This is a genomic window from Streptomyces sp. NPDC127177 (assembly GCF_042672475.1).
Lineage (GTDB): Bacteria > Actinomycetota > Actinomycetes > Streptomycetales > Streptomycetaceae > Streptomyces.
The window spans coordinates 57,228-75,093 of sequence record NZ_JBHXUW010000030.1; the positions used below are offsets into that span (position 1 = coordinate 57,228).

Here is a 17,866-nt window from a genome sequence, read left to right on the forward strand (position 1 = left end):
AGTTCAAGGGCTGTCCCCCCAATCCCTGGCGGGACAGCCCGTGGGCTCAGGAGGACGGATCCCGCCGCCGGATCTTGTTCCCCAGCCACACCAGCGGGTCGTACTTGCGGTCCACGGCCCGCTCCTTCAGCGGGATCAGCGCGTTGTCGGTGATCTTGATGTGTTCGGGGCACACCTCCGTACAGCACTTCGTGATGTTGCAGTAGCCGAGTCCGTGCTCCTCCTGGGCCGTGGCCTTCCGGTCGAGCCCGGATTCGGCGGCGGCGTCCAGCGGGTGCATGTCCAGCTCCGCGACCCGCATCAGGAAGCGCGGTCCGGCGAAGGCGGCCTTGTTCTCCTCGTGGTCGCGCACCACATGGCAGGTGTCCTGGCACAGGAAGCACTCGATGCACTTGCGGAACTCCTGCGAGCGGTCCACATCGACCTGCTGCATCCGGTAGTCGCCCGCCTTCACCCCCTCCGGCGGCACGAACGCGGGCACCTCGCGTGCCTTGGCGTAGTTGAACGACACATCGGTCACCAGATCGCGTACCACCGGGAAGGCCCGCAGCGGGGTGACGGTGATCGTCTCCTCGCGGTCGAACACCGACATGCGCGTCATGCACATCAGCCGAGGGCGCCCGTTGATCTCCGCGCTGCACGAACCGCACTTGCCGGCCTTGCAGTTCCACCGCACCGCGAGATCGCCCGCCTGGGTGGACTGGATACGGTGGATGATGTCGAGGACGACCTCGCCGTCGTTGACCTCGACCGCGTAGTCCTCCAGAGCGCCGCCGTCGGTGTCCCCGCGCCACACCCTGAACCGTGCGTTGTAGCTGCTCACTCGTACAGCTCCTCTTCGGCGAGGTACTTGACCAGCTCCTCCTTCTCGAAGAGGGAGAGCAGATCCGGACGGATGGGTTCGGTGACCTTGCGTACGAGGTCGATCCGGCCCTCCAGCGGCGCGGCGGAGACATCGGCCGGCCGGCACAGCAGATTGACCGGGCGCCAGGACCGCTCCATCGCCGGGCAGTCCTCGCGGGTGTGGCCGCCGCGGCTCTCGGTGCGTTCCAGCGCGGCCCGTGCGATGCACTCGCTGACCAGCAGCATGTTGCGCAGGTCCAGGGAGAGGTGCCAGCCGGGGTTGAACTGGCGGTGCCCCTCGACCCCCGCCCGCCTTGCCCGTTCCCGCAGCCCGGCCAGCTTCTCCAGGGCCTGCTCCATCTCGGGGGCCCGCCGGATGATGCCGACCAGGTCGTTCATCGTCCGCTGGAGTTCCTGGTGCAGGGTGTACGGATTCTCCGTCGGCGAGCCGTCGGTGAGTTCCTCCGCACTGAACGGCCGCAGCGCCTCCGCCGCCGCGGCGTCGATCTGCGCCTCGTCCACCACGGGCAGGGCGTCGGCGGATCCGGCGTACTCGGCGGCGTGCAGTCCGGCCCGGCGGCCGAAGACCAGCAGGTCGGAGAGGGAGTTCCCGCCGAGCCGGTTGGAGCCGTGCATGCCGCCCGCGACCTCCCCCGCCGCGTACAGCCCCGGCACGTCGAGGGTGGCCGCGGTGTCGGAGTCGACGGCTATGCCGCCCATCACGTAGTGGCAGGTCGGGCCGACCTCCATCGCCTCGGCCGTGATGTCGACATCCGCCAGCTCCTTGAACTGGTGGTACATCGACGGCAGCCGGCGCCGGATGCGTTCCGCGGACATCCGGGTCGACACGTCCAGGAACACCCCGCCGTGCGGTGACCCGCGGCCCGCCTTCACCTCGGAGTTGATGGCGCGGGCGACCTCGTCGCGGGGCAGCAGCTCGGGAGGCCGGCGGTTGTTGTCCGCGTCCTCGTACCAGCGGTCGCCCTCCTCCTCCGACTGCGCGTACTTCTCCTTGAACACGTCGGGGACGTAGTCGAACATGAAGCGCCTGCCCTCGGAGTTCCGCAGCACCCCGCCGTCGCCGCGCACCGACTCGGTGACGAGGATGCCCTTGACGGAGGGTGGCCAGACCATGCCGGTCGGATGGAACTGCACGAACTCCATGTTCAGCAGGGGCGCGCCCGCCAGCAGGGCCAGTGCGTGGCCGTCGCCGGTGTACTCCCAGGAGTTCGACGTCACCTTGAAGGACTTGCCGATGCCGCCGGTGGCGAGGACGACCGCGGGCGCCTCCAGGACGAAGAACCTGCCGGTCTCGCGCTCGTAGCAGAAGGTGCCGGAGACCTTCTCGCCGTCCTTCAGGACGCGGGTGACCGTGCACTCCTGGAAGACCTTCAGCCGGGCCTCGTAGTCACCGAACTCCCGGTGGTCCTCCTGCTGGAGCGAGACGATCTTCTGCTGGAGGGTACGGATCAGTTCGAGGCCGGTACGGTCCCCGACGTGCGCCAGGCGGGGATACTCGTGACCGCCGAAGTTGCGCTGGGAGATCTTGCCCTCGGGGGTGCGGTCGAAGAGCGCGCCCCAGGTCTCCAGCTCCCAGACCCGGTCGGGCGCCTCCTTCGCGTGCAGTTCCGCCATCCGCCACTGGTTGAGGAACTTCCCGCCGCGCATGGTGTCGCGGAAGTGCACCTGCCAGCTGTCCCCGGAGTTCACGTTGCCCATGGAGGCGGCGATCCCGCCCTCCGCCATCACCGTGTGCGCCTTGCCGAAGAGCGATTTACAGATGACGGCGGTACGGGCTCCGCGCTCCCGGGCCTCGATCGCGGCGCGCAGCCCGGCACCTCCGGCACCGACCACGACGACGTCCCACTGCTGCCGTTCGAGCTCAGTCATTCAGAAAAACCTCGGATCGTCGAAGGCGCCGGAGGCGACGAGATACACGTAGAAGTCGGCGAGCGCCACGCTGATCAGCGAGGCCCAGGCCAGCAGCATGTGATGGGCGTTGAGCCGCCCCACCCAGCCCCACAGCCGGTAGCGCACGGGATGTTCGGAGAAGTGCCGCAGCCGGCCGCCGATGATGTGCCGGCAGGAGTGGCACGAGAGCGTGTACGCCCAGATCAGGGCGATGTTGACGACGAAGACCAGCGAGCCGAGCCCCATGTGGCCCCAGGCGTAGTGCTCGTCGCGGAAGGAGAGCACGGTGTCGTACGTGAGGATCCCGGCGACCGGCAGCGCGGCGTAGAAGAAGTACCGGTGGATGTTCTGCATGATCAGCGGGAAGCGGGTCTCGCCGCTGTACGCCTTGTGCGGTTCGGCGACCGCGCAGGCCGGGGGCGACGCCCAGAAGCCCCGGTAGTAGGCCTTGCGGTAGTAGTAGCAGGTCAGCCGGAAGCCGAGCGGGAAGATCAGGATCAGCAGGGCGGGGGACAGGCCCCACCAGCTGCCGAAGAGTTCCCAGTTCGGCCCGTGCCGCATCGGGGCGCAGCTGTCCGCCAGGCACGGGGAGTAGAACGGCGAGACGTAGGGGGCTGCGTAGTAGTCGGCGTTCGAGAACGCCCGCCAGGTCGAGTAGACGATGAAGGCGAGCAGCCCGCCCGCCGTCACGGCGGGCGCCAGCCACCAGCGGTCGGTCCGCAGATGGCGGGCGGCGATGGCAGCCCGCGAGGCGTGGTGCACCCCCGCCGTCCGGGTCGCTGCTGCGCCACGTGGAGGCGGCTCCGTGCCCGGGGCCGTACCCGGGTCCTTGCCTGAATCCGTGCCTGTTTCCGTACCGGTGGCCAAGGAACTCTCCTAGGGAGTGCCGGACACCCCGCTAGGGGGCGTGCCTGCCGCGGACGCCCAGACCCTCGTCGTCCGAGTCCGTCCACAGAGCGGTGTCGTACGGCGCCTCGGTGATCGTGATGACGCCGTCGTCGGGGTCGGCGTGGCCGTCCGGGGCGAGCGGGTCCGGCGCGGAACCAGCCTCACGCAGCTGCGCGAGGCTCCGCTCCAGCCGCCCGACGGTGCGGACCAGGTCGTCGAGGCAGTGCTGAACTGCCGTCAATTCGTCCTGTAGTGACATGACTTGATCTCACTTCCGCAGTCGCGGGTGGCCATGCTCATGCGCATGCGAGTGTCGCGCGTCACATCCTGTTTGGGAAGGGAGCGGGTCGGCCCGGCTTTCCCGGCCGTGCCCGGCGGGTCCCTGGAACGGCGCATTCCGGCCGGGGCGGGGATCCGCCGCACGGGTGAGGTTTCGGGCTGTTGCGCCGTGTCTGCGCCGCCCCTCGCGCGGGGGCACCTTCAGTGGATGGGCGGAACCAGTGTGATCAACTGCATATGCCACCAAACACGCATAATCCGGTCCATCCGGTTACGGGTGGTCCGGGCCGTCTCCGGAGGTATCAGCCATGGCCCACGTCGGCGTCCCGCGCGGGGCAGCCCGAAAGCGCCGCTCGCTCGCGCTCTTCACCACGGGTGTGCTCACGCTCCCCGCACTGGCCGGCTGCAGCTCGGGCAACGAGGAGGCCGCCAGCGCCGTCGTCCCGCAGGACGTCGCGCCGGCGGCCCGCGCCCAGGTCGCCGACGGGGGCACGCTCAACTGGGCGATCGACGCGATGCCCGCCACCCTCAACGCCTTCCAGGCGGACGCCGACAGTGCCACCACCCGGATCACCGGCGCCCTCCTGCCGACCCTCTTCCCACTGGACGCCAAGGGCCGGCCCCAGCTCAACCCGGACTACCTGGAGTCCGCGAAGGTGGTCGAGCACGAGCCCAGGCAGGTCGTGCTCTACCGGCTCAACCAGCAGGCGGTGTGGAGCGACGGCCGGGAGATCGGGGCGCCGGACTTCGTCGCCCAGTGGCGGGCGCTGAGCGGCAAGGACTCCGCGTTCTGGACCGCCCGCAACGCCGGGTACGAGCGCATCGAGAAGATCGAGCGGGGCGCGGACGACCTCGAGGTCAAGGTCACCTTCGCCAAGCCGTACGCGGACTGGCGCTCCCTCTTCTCCCCGCTGTACCCGAAGCAGGTGACGGGCTCCCCGGACGCCTTCAACGACGGCGCGCGCTCCACCATCAAGGCGACCGCCGGACCGTTTCGCCTGCGTGGCGTGGACAAGGACACGGGCTCCGTCACACTGGCCCGGAACCCGCGCTGGTGGGGCAGTCCGGCCAAGCTCGACTCGCTGGTCTTCAAGGCGGTCAAGCCGCAGGACCGCACCGAGGCGCTGACCCAGGGCAAGATCGATGTCGCCGACATCGACACGGCCTCCGCCGACCGCATCGCCCAGGCAGCCCGGGAAGCCGGCAACAGCGGGGCTCCTGCCAGCGGCCCCGGCTCCGAGCTCACCCCGGCCGCGGCCCTGCGGTCCTGGGCACTGGCCCACGGCTCCGACGAGGAGGTGGCCGCCGAGGCGCAGAAGGCCAGGGACGACAAGGCCCGGGCCGCCAAGGCGTACGCCGCCGCGCAGAGCGATCTGCGCGGCTACGTGGTCCGCAAGTCCCTGGAGCCCGCCTACACCCAGCTCGCGCTGAACGGCGAGACCGGGCCGCTCGCCGACGACCGGGTGCGCCGGGCGGTGGCCCGCGCGCTCGACCGCCAGGAGCTCGTCGACGCCGTACTCAAGCCGCTCGGCCTGCCCGCGACCCCGCTCGGCAGCCATCTGGCGCTGGCCGGACAGCCCGGTTACAAGGACAGCAGCGGTGCGCTGGGCGGCCAGGACACCAACGAGGCGCAGGCGCTCCTGGCCGACGCGGGCTGGACGCGGGAGGGCGCCCTCCAGAGGACGGACGGCACCAAGGCGGGCAGCGAGGGCGAGAAGCAGAAGGACGGCGCGGAGAAGAAGGGAACGGCCGACAAGGAGAAGGCCGACAAGGAATCGGCCGACAAGGCGGACGCGGACAAGTCGGGGGAGAAGACGGCAGCGGAGAAGAAGGCCGCCGAGGAGAAGAAGAAGGACGACGGCAAGTCCGACAGCGCCGCCCGTCGCGAGCCCTCGAAGGACGACGGCCTCTACATCGTCGGCGACGACAGCAAGCCCGGCGAGGCCGAGGGAGCCGTCACCCACATCATCGCCCCGGCCCCCGCCGCCGCCGTGCAGAGCGCCGCCCTGCTGCGCCAGGCCGGCCGACTGGGGGAGACGGGTACATCCGAGGACGCCCCCGCCAGGCTCACCGCCCCGGACCGGCAGCCCGGTGGCGCGGCCGGTGCCTACGCGCCGGCCGGTACCGCGGCCCCCGCCCAGGCCCCGGACGCCGCGCGTGGCCCCCTCGGCAAGAACGGCAAACCGCTGACGCTGCGCTTCGTCCTGCCGTCCGGTCCGGGTTCCGAGTCGCTGCGCGGTGTGGGGGACAAGATCGCGTCGATGCTGGACACGATCGGGATCCGTACCGAGATCACCAAGGTCTCCGACGACAGCTACTTCCAGGACCACGTCGCCTCCGGTGACTACGACCTGGCGCTCTACTCCTGGCCCGCGACCGCCTACCCGGCCACCGACGACCGCCCGATCTTCGCGAAGCCGGTGCCCGCGACCGACGGTTCGCTGCTCGTCGAGCAGAACTACACGCGCGTCGGTACCGACCACATCGACCAGCTCTTCGACCGGGCGGTCTCGGAGCTGGACGAGGGCTCGGCGAGGGACCTGATGAAGCAGGCGGACGCCCGGATCTGGGCCGCCGCAGGATCGATTCCGCTCTTCCAGCGCCCGCAGCTCGTCGCGACCGACAAGAAGCTCGTGAACGTCGGTGCCTTCGGCTTCGGGGTGCCGCACTACCAGGACATCGGTTTCAAGAAGCCGCAGGCCGCCGGAGCCCCGGCCAACCCGAAGAAGTAGCAGGTCAGAGCGGAATCGAAAGCTCAGAACTGGCTCAATTCCCTTGCCCGCCGTCCCTGACGGCGGGCAAGGTTGCGTGCACCTGCTGACCCGGGCAGCCGCTCAGCCTCCCCGGTCCCCGAGGCCCCCGCCTCGGGCACCACCATGGAGGCCACCCGCCGAGCCCCAACTCGGCGCCGTTCGGTTTCGGAGCCCCACCTCCGGAGCCGCTCAGGTCCCGTGTCCGCGCCTTCCGCCGGGGTGCCACGGCCGTGATCACCGGTGAAATGCGCCGGAAGAACCGGCCACGGATGCGGAAAATCGGAGCGGACGCGGGCCTCATCACCACGCCGGCCCGGTGGGCCGGACCGGATATGCGCCGCTCACCGCACCCGTCACGGCTGCCGGCGCGGCGGTCGCCGCGCCTTCTCCCGGCCGGTAAGAGCCGCCCGGGAAGCCCGGGACGCATCGGGCCCGTACCATGGGACTAGCCGTGGCGCGTCCGCCCGGCGGGCGTACGAGGACTCAAGACCGACTAAGACGCCTGAATCCCCGATCCGAGAGAAGCGCAAGCCACCCATGCCCACGCGCCACGACATCCGTAACGTAGCCATCGTCGCCCACGTCGACCACGGCAAGACCACGCTGGTCGACGCCATGCTCAGGCAGGCCGGCGCCTTCGCCGCGCACGCCGCCGAGAACCTCGACGAACGCATGATGGACTCGAACGACCTGGAGCGTGAGAAGGGCATCACGATCCTGGCCAAGAACACGGCCGTCAAGTACCACCCCAAGGATGGCGGCGACGTCATCACCATCAACATCATCGACACCCCCGGCCACGCCGACTTCGGTGGTGAGGTCGAGCGCGGCCTGTCGATGGTGGACGCCGTCGTGCTCCTGGTCGACGCCTCCGAGGGTCCGCTCCCGCAGACCCGCTTCGTGCTCCGCAAGGCGCTGACGGCCAAGCTGCCGGTCATCCTCTGCATCAACAAGACGGACCGTCCGGACTCCCGGATCGCCGAGGTCATCGACGAGACGTACGACCTCTTCCTGGACCTGGACGCCGACGAGGACCAGATCGAGTTCCCGATCGTCTACGCCTGCGCCCGTGACGGCGTCGCCTCGCTGACCAAGCCGGAGGACGGCACCGTCCCGCCGGACAGCGACAGCCTGGAGCCGTTCTTCAGCACGATCCTCTCCGCGGTCCCGGCCCCGGAGTACGACGAGGACGCGCCCCTCCAGGCCCACGTCACCAACCTCGACGCCGACAACTTCCTCGGCCGTATCGCGCTCTGCCGTGTCGAGCAGGGCGAGCTGCGCAAGGGCCAGACCGTCGCGTGGATCAAGCGCGACGGCACGATGTCCAACGTGCGCATCACCGAGCTGCTGATGACCGAGGCGCTCACCCGCAAGCCCGCCGAGAAGGCCGGCCCGGGCGACATCTGCGCGATCGCCGGTATCCCGGACATCATGATCGGCGAGACCCTGGCCGACCCCGAGAACCCGATCGCGCTGCCGCTGATCACGGTCGACGAGCCCGCCATCTCGATGACCATCGGTGCGAACACCTCGCCGCTGGTCGGCAAGGGCGGCAAGGGCCACAAGGTCACCGCCCGCCAGATCAAGGACCGTCTGGACCGCGAGCTGGTCGGTAACGTCTCGCTCCGCGTGCTGGACACCGAGCGCCCCGACGCCTGGGAGGTCCAGGGCCGCGGTGAGCTCGCCCTGGCCATCCTCATCGAGACCATGCGCCGCGAGGGCTTCGAGCTGACGGTCGGCAAGCCGCAGGTCGTCACCAAGCAGGTCGAGGGCAAGACGTACGAGCCCATCGAGCGCATGACGATCGACTCGCCGGAGGAGCACCTCGGCGCCATCACGCAGCTCATGGCGACCCGCAAGGGCCGCATGGAGACGATGACGAACCACGGTTCGGGCTGGGTCCGCATGGAGTGGATCGTGCCGTCCCGCGGCCTCATCGGCTTCCGTACGGAGTTCCTCACCCAGACCCGTGGCACGGGCATCGCGCACTCCCTCTTCGAGGGCCACGAGCCGTGGTTCGGTGACCTGCGCACCCGTCACAACGGTTCGCTGGTCGCGGACCGCGCGGGCGTCGTGACGCCGTTCGCGATGGTCAACCTCCAGGAGCGCGGTGTCATCTTCACCGAGGCCACCACGGAGGTCTACGAGGGCATGATCATCGGTGAGAACTCGCGCTCCGACGACATGGACGTGAACATCACCAAGGAGAAGAAGCTCACCAACATGCGTGCGGCCTCCGCGGACACCACGGAGAACGTGGTGCCCGCCCGCAAGCTGTCGCTGGAGCAGTCGCTCGAGTTCTGCCGCGACGACGAGTGCATCGAGGTGACCCCGGAGACGGTCCGTATCCGCAAGGTCGTCCTGGACCAGAAGGAGCGCGGCCGCTCCGCGTCGCGCGCCAAGCGCTGATCCCTCCGCCGCACGGCAACGGGGCCCTGTACCGCGTACCAAGCGGTGCGGGGCCCCTTGCCGTGCGCTGGCAGGTTCCCAACAGCCCTGCTGCGCCCCGGCATTGGTTAGGGTTGGGCGGTCCGCGGCGGCGGCCCCGCCCGGTGGTGCCCGGCCGGTGCGCGGGAGGGCTCAGGAGGCCTCGCAGGTCAACCCGATTTTGGGAACGAAGCGTCCGGATATCGGGCGTCGCTCTCCGGAACATGTGTTAACAGTCCGTTTCGGGGGTGTCTGTCTGGGATCACTTTGTCCGGATTTTGGTCCGCACGAGTGACGGATGTTGTCAAACCGAGACCCTTTAAGTGTGGTTTACAGCCCAGTCGTACTTAATAGTTGGCTCCATTGAGCTCGGGTCAATGGGTCACGCACTGTGGGGAGTGCCGACTCACGAGCACACTCAGGGCACTGAAACGATCACCGTCAGGGGTGTCGGTGTATCAATCCAGTGCCCTTCTTGTAGTCAAAAGTGGACTCATGAGGAGGAAACCCATGCGTGGTGCCAAGAGCGCCAAGTGGGTCGCGGGAGCGGCCATCATCGCCCTGGCCGCGACCGCTTGCGGTGGCAGCGACGATGACAGCAGCAAGGGCATGAACTCGGGCAAGGCGAACCCGAAGGGGATCCTTACCGCTCAGCTCGGTGAGCCGCAGAACCCGCTGCAGCCGGCGAACGCCAAGGAGAGCCAGGGCAGCCGCGTCCTGCGCACCATCTTCTCCGGCCTTGTCGACTACCAGCCCGGTACCGGCAAGCTCGAGTACATCAACGCCGAGTCCGTCGAGCCCAACGCGGACTCGTCCGTGTGGACCGTCAAGCTCAAGCCGGGCTGGAAGTTCCACGACGGCACCACGGTCACCTCCAAGTCCTTCGTGGACTCCTGGAACTGGTCGGCCAACGTCAAGAACAACCAGACCAACTCCAGCTGGTTCCAGGACATCAAGGGCTACGCCGACGTCCACCCCGACAAGGGTGACCCCAAGGCGGACAAGATGTCCGGCCTGAAGATCGTCGACGACAACACCTTCACGATCTCCCTGACCAGCTCGGTCTCGTACTTCGCGTACAAGCTGGGTTACGACGTCTGGGCGCCGCTGCCCGAGTCCTTCTTCAAGGACCCGAAGGCCGCCGGTCAGCACCCGATCGGCAACGGCCCCTACAAGTTCGTCTCGTGGGACCACAAGAAGCTGATCAAGGTCCGCAAGTTCGACGGTTACAAGGGTCCGAACGCTGCCAAGAACGGCGGCATCGACTTCAAGAACTACACCACCGCCGACGCCGCCTACTCGGACCTGCGGTCCAACAACCTCGACTGGATCGAGCAGATCCCGACGACGTCGCTGACCAGCTACAAGCAGGACCTCGGCGACCGCGCCATCGACGCCGAGTACTCCGCGGTCCAGTCGATCGTGCCCGCGTTCTACACGGACCAGTTCAAGGGCATCGACAACAAGGTCATCCAGGGCCTGTCGATGGCGATCGACCGTGACACGATCACCAAGACCGTGCTGCACGGCACCCGTACCCCGGCCGACTCCTTCGTCGCCCGCGGTGTGCTCGGCTACAAGGCCGGCGCCCTCGGTGACGTCACGAAGTACGACCCGGCCAAGGCGAAGGCCCTCATCAAGGAGGGTGGCGGCGTCCCGGGCAACAAGATCTCGATCCAGTTCAACGCCGACCAGGACCACAAGCCCTGGGTCGACGCGGTCTGCAACAGCATCCGCAAGGCCACCGGTGTCGAGTGCACCGGCGACTCCAAGCCGGACTTCCAGGCCGACCTGAACGCCCGTGACAACCACCAGGTCAAGTCCATGTACCGCGGTGGCTGGGTGCTCGACTACCCCGTCAACTCGAACTTCATGCGTGACCTGTACGGCTCCACGGCCGCCGGTAACACCTCGGGTTACTCCAACAAGAAGTTCGACGCCCTCGCCTCGAAGGCCGACAAGGCCAAGACGCTGGACGAGACCGTCAAGCTCTACCAGGACGCCGAGCAGCTCCTGAAGAACGACATGCCGGCCATCCCGCTGTGGTTCTACAAGGTCAACTCGGGCCAGTCGGAGAACGTCTTCGGCAAGATCGTCTACGGCCAGGACGGCGACCCCATCTTCACCGACGTCCAGGTGAAGGCCAAGAACTAAGTATCGGGACCCGAAGGCCGGTTTCGCCGCTCCTTTCCGGGAGCGGCGGAACCGGCCCCTAGGCGTAGGCCCCGGGGCTCTCCCCCCACACCCCGCGGCGGAGACAACTTCGAGTAGGCCATCGCCGACCCCTCACGGCATGGAGGCATGATGGGGCGTTACGTCGCAAGGCGACTGCTCCAGATGATCCCGGTATTCATCGGGACCACTCTGATTATTTTCCTCATGGTCCACATCCTTCCCGGTGACCCCATCCGGGCGATGTGGGGAGACAAGGCGGCGGACCCCGCACAGGTCGCGTCGCTGCGCCATGAGTTCGGACTCGACCAGCCCCTGTGGAAGCAGTACGTCGACTACATGGGCAATCTCTTCCAAGGTGACTTCGGAAAGACCTTCGGTGGTCGCGAGGTCATCGACGAGATGTCCGAGGCCTTCCCGGTGACGCTGCGGCTGACCGCCGTCGCCATGATCATCGAGATCATCGTCGGTATCGGCCTCGGCGCCTGGGCCGGTCTGCGGGCCGGCAAGGCCGCCGACACCGGCGTGCTGATCTTCACCCTGGTCGTCATCTCGATCCCGGTGTTCGTGCTCGGCTACCTCGCCCGCTTCGTCCTCGCGGACACGCTCGGCTGGGTGTCACCGAACGTCCAGGACTCCACGGACTACGCGCAGTTGCTCCTGCCGGGCTTCGTCCTCGCCATGCTCTCCATGGCGTACGTGGCACGGCTGACGCGTACGACGTTCGCGGAGAACCTGCGCGCCGACTACATGCGTACCGCGATGGCCAAGGGCCTCCCGCGGCGCCGCATCATCGGTGTCCACCTCCTGCGCAACTCGCTGATCCCGGTCGTCACCTTCCTCGGCACGGACGTCGGCGGCTTCATCGGCGGCGCGGTCGTGACCGAGGGCATCTTCAACGTCCAGGGCGTCGGAAACCTGCTCTACAAGGGGCTGCAGCAGCGCGAGGGCTCGACGATCGTCGGCATTGTGACGGTCTTCGTCCTCGTCATCCTTGTGATCAACCTGATCGTCGACCTGCTGTACGCGGTCCTGGACCCGAGGATCCGGTATGCCTGACGTGACCAAGACCAAGACCGAAGCAGCGGTGGACGCGATAGCCCCTCCCGCGGCCGACGAGGGCCACAAGGCCCAGGGCAAGCCGCGCAGCCTCTGGGGCGATGCCTGGTTCGACCTGCGGCACCGCCCGTTGTTCTGGATCTCCGCGGTCCTGCTGCTCCTCCTGCTCGTCATATCTGCGTTCCCCGGTCTGTTCACCGGTGCGGACCCGAAGGACGGCGACCTGACCAACCACTTCCTGACCAAGCCGGACCTGGAGCACTTCTTCCGGGCCGACTGGTTCGGTTACGACGGTCAGGGACGTTCGATCTACGCGCGTGTCATCTACGGCACCCGCGCCTCGATCATGGTCGGCGTCGGCGTCACCGCCGCGGTCACCCTGGTCGGCGGACTGCTGGGCATGCTCGCCGGCTACTTCGGCGGCTGGCTGGACTCGGTGATTTCCCGGATCACCGATGTCTTCTTCGGCATCCCCTTCCTGCTCGGCGCGATGGTCGTCCTGAACGCCTTCACCGACCGCACGGTGTACGTGGTGATCCTGGCCCTGGCCTTCCTGGGCTGGACCTCGATCTGCCGCGTGATGCGCGCCTCCGTCATCACCGCCAAGCAGGCGGACTACGTGACGGCGGCACGCGCACTGGGCGCCGGCACCACACGGATCCTGTTCCGGCACGTGCTGCCGAACGCGCTCGCCCCGACCATCGTCGTGGCCACCATCGCGCTCGGCGGTTACATCTCGGCGGAAGCGACGCTCTCGTTCCTCGGGCTCGGACTCGCGGACCCGACGATCTCGTGGGGCATCGACATCGCCGAGGGCAGCAAGGCCATCCGGGACAACCCGCATGCCCTGCTGTTCCCGGCCGGAATGCTCAGCCTCACGGTCTTCGCGTTCATCATGCTCGGCGACGCGGTACGCGACGCCCTCGACCCGAAGCTGCGCTGAGGAGGGCGTACGACGTGACCATCACAGACAAGACAGCACCCGTCCCGGCGCCCCGCGCCGGTGGCAACGACAACGCACCGCTCCTCGAAGTGCGCGACCTGCACGTGGAGTTCCACACCCGCGACGGTGTCGCCAAGGCCGTCAACGGAGTGAACTACCGGGTCGACGCGGGCGAGACCCTCGCCGTGCTCGGTGAGTCCGGTTCCGGCAAGTCCGTGACCGCCCAGGCGATCATGGGCATTCTCGACATGCCGCCGGGCAAGATCCCCCAGGGCGAGATCCTCTTCCGCGGCCAGGACATGCTCACCATGGGCTACGAGGAGCGGCGGAAGATCCGCGGCCAGAAGATCGCGATGATCTTCCAGGACGCGCTCTCCTCGCTCAACCCCGTGCTCTCGGTCGGCTACCAGCTCGGCGAGATGTTCCGTGTCCACCAGGGACTCTCCCGGAAGCAGGCCAAGGCCAAGGCCATCGAGCTGATGGACCGGGTCAAGATCCCCGCGTCCAAGGAGCGGGTCAACGACTACCCGCACCAGTTCTCCGGCGGTATGCGCCAGCGCATCATGATCGCCATGGCGATGGCGCTGGAGCCGGACCTGATCATCGCGGACGAGCCGACCACCGCGCTCGACGTGACGGTCCAGGCCCAGGTGATGGACCTGCTCAAGGAACTGCAGACCGAGTTCAACATGGGCCTGATCCTGATCACCCACGACCTCGGCGTGGTCGCCGACGTCGCGGACAAGATCGCGGTCATGTACGCGGGCCGGATCGTCGAGACGGCGCCCGTGCACGAGCTGTACAAGCGCCCCGCGCATCCGTACACCAGGGGTCTGCTCGACTCGATCCCGCGCCTGGACCAGAAGGGCCAGGAGCTGTACGCGATCAAGGGCCTGCCGCCCAACCTGCTCAAGATTCCGTCCGGCTGCGCCTTCAACCCCCGCTGCCCCAAGGCGGAGGACATCTGCCGCACGGAGATCCCGGCCCTGGTGCCGGTCTCCGAGCAGGACGGCAGTGAGCTGCCCGGACGCGGCAGCGCCTGCCACTTCTGGAAGGAGACGATCCATGGCTGAGCTGGACAAGACGGACGGCCCCGTGGACGCCACCCCGAACGTCACCGACATCGTGGGCGCCGAGGCGACCGACGAGAGCGCGGCGGTCGCGGCGATCGAGGCCCCCGTGGAACGCGGTGAGCCGATTCTCCAGGTGCGCAATCTGGTCAAGCACTTCCCGCTGAGCCAGGGCATCCTGTTCAAGCGCCAGGTCGGCGCCGTCAAGGCGGTCGACGGGGTCTCCTTCGACCTCTACCAGGGCGAGACGCTCGGCATCGTCGGCGAGTCCGGCTGTGGCAAGTCCACCGTCGCGCGCCTGCTGATGGCGCTGGAGACGGCCACGTCCGGCGAGGTCTTCTACAAGGGCCAGGACATCACCCGGCTGAGCGGACGGGCCCTCAAGGCCGTCCGCCGCAACATCCAGATGGTGTTCCAGGACCCGTACACCTCGCTGAACCCGCGTATGACGGTCGGCGACATCATCGGGGAGCCCTTCGACATCCACCCCGAGGTGGCCCCGAAGGGCGACCGGCGCCGCAAGGTGCAGGAGCTCCTGGACGTCGTCGGTCTCAACCCGGAGTACATCAACCGCTATCCGCACCAGTTCTCCGGCGGACAGCGCCAGCGCATCGGCATCGCCCGCGGCCTCGCGCTCAACCCCGAGATCATCATCTGCGACGAGCCGGTCTCCGCGCTCGACGTGTCGGTGCAGGCACAGGTCATCAACCTGATGGAGAAGCTCCAGGACGAGTTCAACCTCTCCTACCTCTTCATCGCGCACGACCTGTCGATCGTCCGGCACATCTCCGACCGGGTCGGCGTCATGTACCTCGGCAAGATGGCCGAGATCGGTACGGACACGCAGATCTACGACCACCCGACGCACCCCTACACCCAGGCGCTGCTGTCGGCGGTCCCGGTTCCGGACCCCGAGGCCCGTAACCGCGGCGAGCGGATCATCCTCGTCGGTGACGTCCCGTCGCCGGCCAACCCGCCGTCGGGCTGCCGCTTCCGCACCCGCTGCTGGAAGGCCGAGGCCAAGTGTGCCGAGGAGGTGCCGCTGCTGGCGGTCCCCGAGCGCTTCAAGACCTCGGAGACGCCGGCCGCGCACGAGTCGGCCTGCCACTTCGCGGAGGAGAAGGACGTGGTGGGCGCGGCGGCCTCGTAACCGCCCCTCCACCGCCCTCCAGGGCAACAGAAGGCGCCCGGAACCGATCGGTTCCGGGCGCCTTTCCCGTATCCGGGAACCGGGCGCGCAGGTGGCTCGGGTCAATGGGCCGACGTGCTCGGTTCCCTGGGCCGGAGGAGCCCCGCGGAACCCGGACCGGTCAGGTCCGTGTCCCACGGGGCTTCCCCGGGGCCGCGGCGAGGGGTGTCAGCCTTGGGCCTTGGGGTCTTCGGTGGTCTTCTTGTCGAGCGTGGCGGCCCCCGCGGACCTGCGTGCCTGCGGGACGGAGGAGCCGGACGCGATGTCCTCGGCCCTGGAGTCCTCGGGGTAGTGGCAGGCCGTCAGATGGCCGTCCCGGCTCCCGCCGATCTGCACCAGCGGCGGCGTCTCGCTCGCGCACTTGTCCGTCGCCTTCCAGCAGCGGGTGCGGAAGCGGCAGCCCGACGGCGGATTGACCGGCGAGGGGACATCGCCGGTGAGGCGGATGCGCTCGCGGGCCGGTACGTCGTCCGCGGTGGCCTCGGGGACGGCGGAGAGGAGCGCCTTGGTGTACGGGTGGCGCGGATTGCCGTACAGGTCGTCGCGGTCGGCGATCTCCACGATCCGGCCCAGGTACATGACGGCGACGCGCTGCGAGAAGTGGCGCACGATCGCCAGGTCGTGGGCGATGAAGAGGAACGCGATGCCCAGCTCCCGCTGCAGCTTCTGCAGCAGGTTCACCACCTGGGCCTGGATCGACACGTCCAGCGCGGAGACGGGCTCGTCGGCCACGATCAGCTTCGGCTCCAGGGCCAGCGCGCGGGCCACCCCGATGCGCTGGCGCTGACCGCCGGAGAACTCGTGCGGGAAGCGGTTGAAGTGCTCCGGGTTGAGCCCGACGGTCTCCAGCAGCTCCCGGACGCGGCTCTCGAATCCGCCGGCCGGCCTGATCCCGTTGATCTCCATCGGCGCCGAGATGATCTTGCCGACCGTCTGGCGGGGGTTCAGCGAGGCGTAGGGGTCCTGGAAGATCATCTGGATCTCGGAGCGGATCGGCTCCAGCTCCTTGCGCGAGGCATGACTGATGTCCTGCCCGCGGTAGGAGATCCGGCCGCCGGTCGGCTCCAGGAGCCGGGTGATCAGCCGGCCCGTCGTCGACTTGCCGCAGCCGGACTCGCCGACCAGGCCGAGGCTCTCGCCCTCGGAGACCGTGAAGTCCAGCCCGTCCACGGCCTGGACCGCGCCGATCGTCCGCCGGATGGGGAAGCCGCCCTTGATCGGGAAGTGCTTGGTCAGCCCGGAGACGTCAAGGAGGGGATCGGTGCTGCTCATAGTAGGGAAGTCCCGTCTCTTGTACGTCAGTTGGGCCGGGTGCCGGCGAAGTCGGCGAAGAACTCTTGGCGCTGCTCCGCGGTCAGGTGACAGGCGGCCCCGCGCCCGCCCGACAGGTCCAGCAGCGGCAGCTCGGTCGCACAGCGGGTGCCACCGACCTGCTCGGTGAAGGAGCACCGGGGGTGGAAGCAGCAGCCCGACGGCGGGTTGAGGAGGCTCGGCGGGGTGCCGGGGATCGGCGACAGCGGTACGTCGACCGGCCCCTCCAGGGTCGGCATGGACCCCAGCAGACCCCAGGTGTAGGGGTGCTGGGGCGAGCGCAGCACCTCCTTCTTGGTGCCGCGCTCCACACACCGGCCGCCGTACATCACCAGCACGTCGTCCGCGATGTCGGCGATGACGCCGAGATCGTGCGTGATGAAGATGATCGAGGTGCCGGTCTCCTGCTGGAGGTCCTTGAGCAGGTCCATGATCTGGGCCTGCACGGTGACGTCCAGCGCCGTCGTCGGCTCGTCCGCCACCAGCAGCGCCGGGTCGCAGACCAGCGCCATGGCGATCATCGCGCGCTGGCGCATACCGCCGGAGAACTGGTGCGGATAGTCGTCGACCCGCAGATCGGGCTGCGGGATGCCCACCTTGGTGAGCATCTCCACGGCCCGCGCCCGCGCCTCGCGCTTGGAGGCGCCGGTGTGCTTGCGGTACGTCTCACCGATCTGCACGCCGATGGTGTGGTACGGCGAGAGCGAGGCCAGTGCGTCCTGGAAGATCATGGACATCTTGTTGCCGCGCAGCCGCTCCAGCTCCCGCTCCGAGGCGGTGAGCAGATCCTGCCCGTCGAGCAGGATCTCCCCCTCGATGCTGGTGTGGTCGGGGTGGTGCAGGCCGAGGATGGTCAGGTTGGTGACCGACTTGCCGGAGCCGGACTCGCCGACGATGCCGAGCGTCTTGCCCCGCTCGACGTCGAAGGACAGCCCGTCGACGGCCTTGACCGTGCCGTCTTCGGTGGAGAAGTGCACGCGCAGATCGCGTACGGAGAGGAAGGGGGTGCTCACTGGATCTC

Annotated in this window: 13 protein-coding genes; 7 read left to right on the forward strand and 6 right to left on the reverse strand. The window is 68.4% G+C overall.

The annotated features are described in order from the left end of the window. Positions 1-46 precede the first annotated feature (46 nt). Genes ACFVJX_RS19905 through ACFVJX_RS19920 form a run of 4 tightly spaced genes read right to left on the reverse strand, consistent with a single transcriptional unit; the run spans position 47 to position 3,901 of the window. Entirely contained in the window at positions 47-823 is a 777-nt protein-coding gene (locus ACFVJX_RS19905) for a succinate dehydrogenase/fumarate reductase iron-sulfur subunit (protein ID WP_384126404.1), read from the reverse strand. Further along, positions 820-2,733, reverse strand: coding sequence for a fumarate reductase/succinate dehydrogenase flavoprotein subunit (locus ACFVJX_RS19910; RefSeq protein ID WP_384126403.1), 1,914 nt, complete (start codon positions 2,731-2,733; stop codon positions 820-822). Before ACFVJX_RS19910 ends, ACFVJX_RS19905 begins: the two co-directional genes overlap by 4 nt. Beyond that, positions 2,734-3,621: a hypothetical protein gene (locus ACFVJX_RS19915; protein ID WP_384126402.1), complete on the reverse strand. Its 888-nt coding sequence runs from the start codon at positions 3,619-3,621 to the stop codon at positions 2,734-2,736. Between the two features lie 31 nt (positions 3,622-3,652). Further along, the gene (locus ACFVJX_RS19920; RefSeq protein WP_384126401.1) at positions 3,653-3,901 is read right to left on the reverse strand and encodes a hypothetical protein; all 249 of its coding nucleotides are present in this window, start codon (positions 3,899-3,901) and stop codon (positions 3,653-3,655) included. A 328-nt stretch (positions 3,902-4,229) separates the two neighbouring features. On the opposite strand from ACFVJX_RS19920, the gene ACFVJX_RS19925 reads away from it, so the two are divergent. From ACFVJX_RS19925 to ACFVJX_RS19955, 7 genes are all read left to right on the forward strand, one after another. Next, positions 4,230-6,653: an ABC transporter family substrate-binding protein gene (locus ACFVJX_RS19925; RefSeq protein ID WP_384126399.1), complete on the forward strand. Its 2,424-nt coding sequence runs from the start codon at positions 4,230-4,232 to the stop codon at positions 6,651-6,653. A gap of 558 nt (positions 6,654-7,211) precedes the next feature. Then, positions 7,212-9,083, forward strand: a complete 1,872-nt coding sequence (gene typA / locus ACFVJX_RS19930; protein ID WP_384126398.1) for a translational GTPase TypA — start codon at positions 7,212-7,214, stop codon at positions 9,081-9,083. Between the two features lie 528 nt (positions 9,084-9,611). Continuing rightward, a complete protein-coding gene (locus tag ACFVJX_RS19935; RefSeq protein ID WP_384126397.1) occupies positions 9,612-11,255 on the forward strand; it encodes an ABC transporter substrate-binding protein in 1,644 nt (547 codons plus the stop codon). Between the two features lie 150 nt (positions 11,256-11,405). Next, entirely contained in the window at positions 11,406-12,332 is a 927-nt protein-coding gene (locus ACFVJX_RS19940) for an ABC transporter permease (RefSeq protein WP_384126395.1), read from the forward strand. Further along, a complete protein-coding gene (locus ACFVJX_RS19945) occupies positions 12,325-13,275 on the forward strand; it encodes an ABC transporter permease (protein ID WP_384126394.1) in 951 nt (316 codons plus the stop codon). Before ACFVJX_RS19940 ends, ACFVJX_RS19945 begins: the two co-directional genes overlap by 8 nt. A 14-nt stretch (positions 13,276-13,289) precedes the next feature. Then, entirely contained in the window at positions 13,290-14,348 is a 1,059-nt protein-coding gene (locus tag ACFVJX_RS19950; protein ID WP_384126393.1) for an ABC transporter ATP-binding protein, read from the forward strand. Then, positions 14,341-15,495, forward strand: coding sequence for an ABC transporter ATP-binding protein (locus ACFVJX_RS19955; RefSeq protein WP_384126392.1), 1,155 nt, complete (start codon positions 14,341-14,343; stop codon positions 15,493-15,495). The genes ACFVJX_RS19950 and ACFVJX_RS19955 overlap by 8 nt, the downstream gene beginning before the upstream one ends. Before the next feature lie 207 nt (positions 15,496-15,702). Here the strand turns inward: ACFVJX_RS19955 and ACFVJX_RS19960 are convergent, their stop codons facing one another. Together ACFVJX_RS19960 and ACFVJX_RS19965 are read right to left on the reverse strand one after the other, a co-directional pair. Then, positions 15,703-16,806 (reverse strand): ABC transporter ATP-binding protein, encoded by a 1,104-nt coding sequence (locus ACFVJX_RS19960; protein ID WP_384126390.1) that lies wholly within the window; start codon positions 16,804-16,806, stop codon positions 15,703-15,705. Positions 16,807-16,832: 26 nt separating this feature from the next. After that, complete coding sequence (locus tag ACFVJX_RS19965) at positions 16,833-17,858, reverse strand: ABC transporter ATP-binding protein (RefSeq protein WP_384126389.1); 1,026 nt, start codon at positions 17,856-17,858, stop codon at positions 16,833-16,835. Positions 17,859-17,866 lie beyond the last annotated feature (8 nt).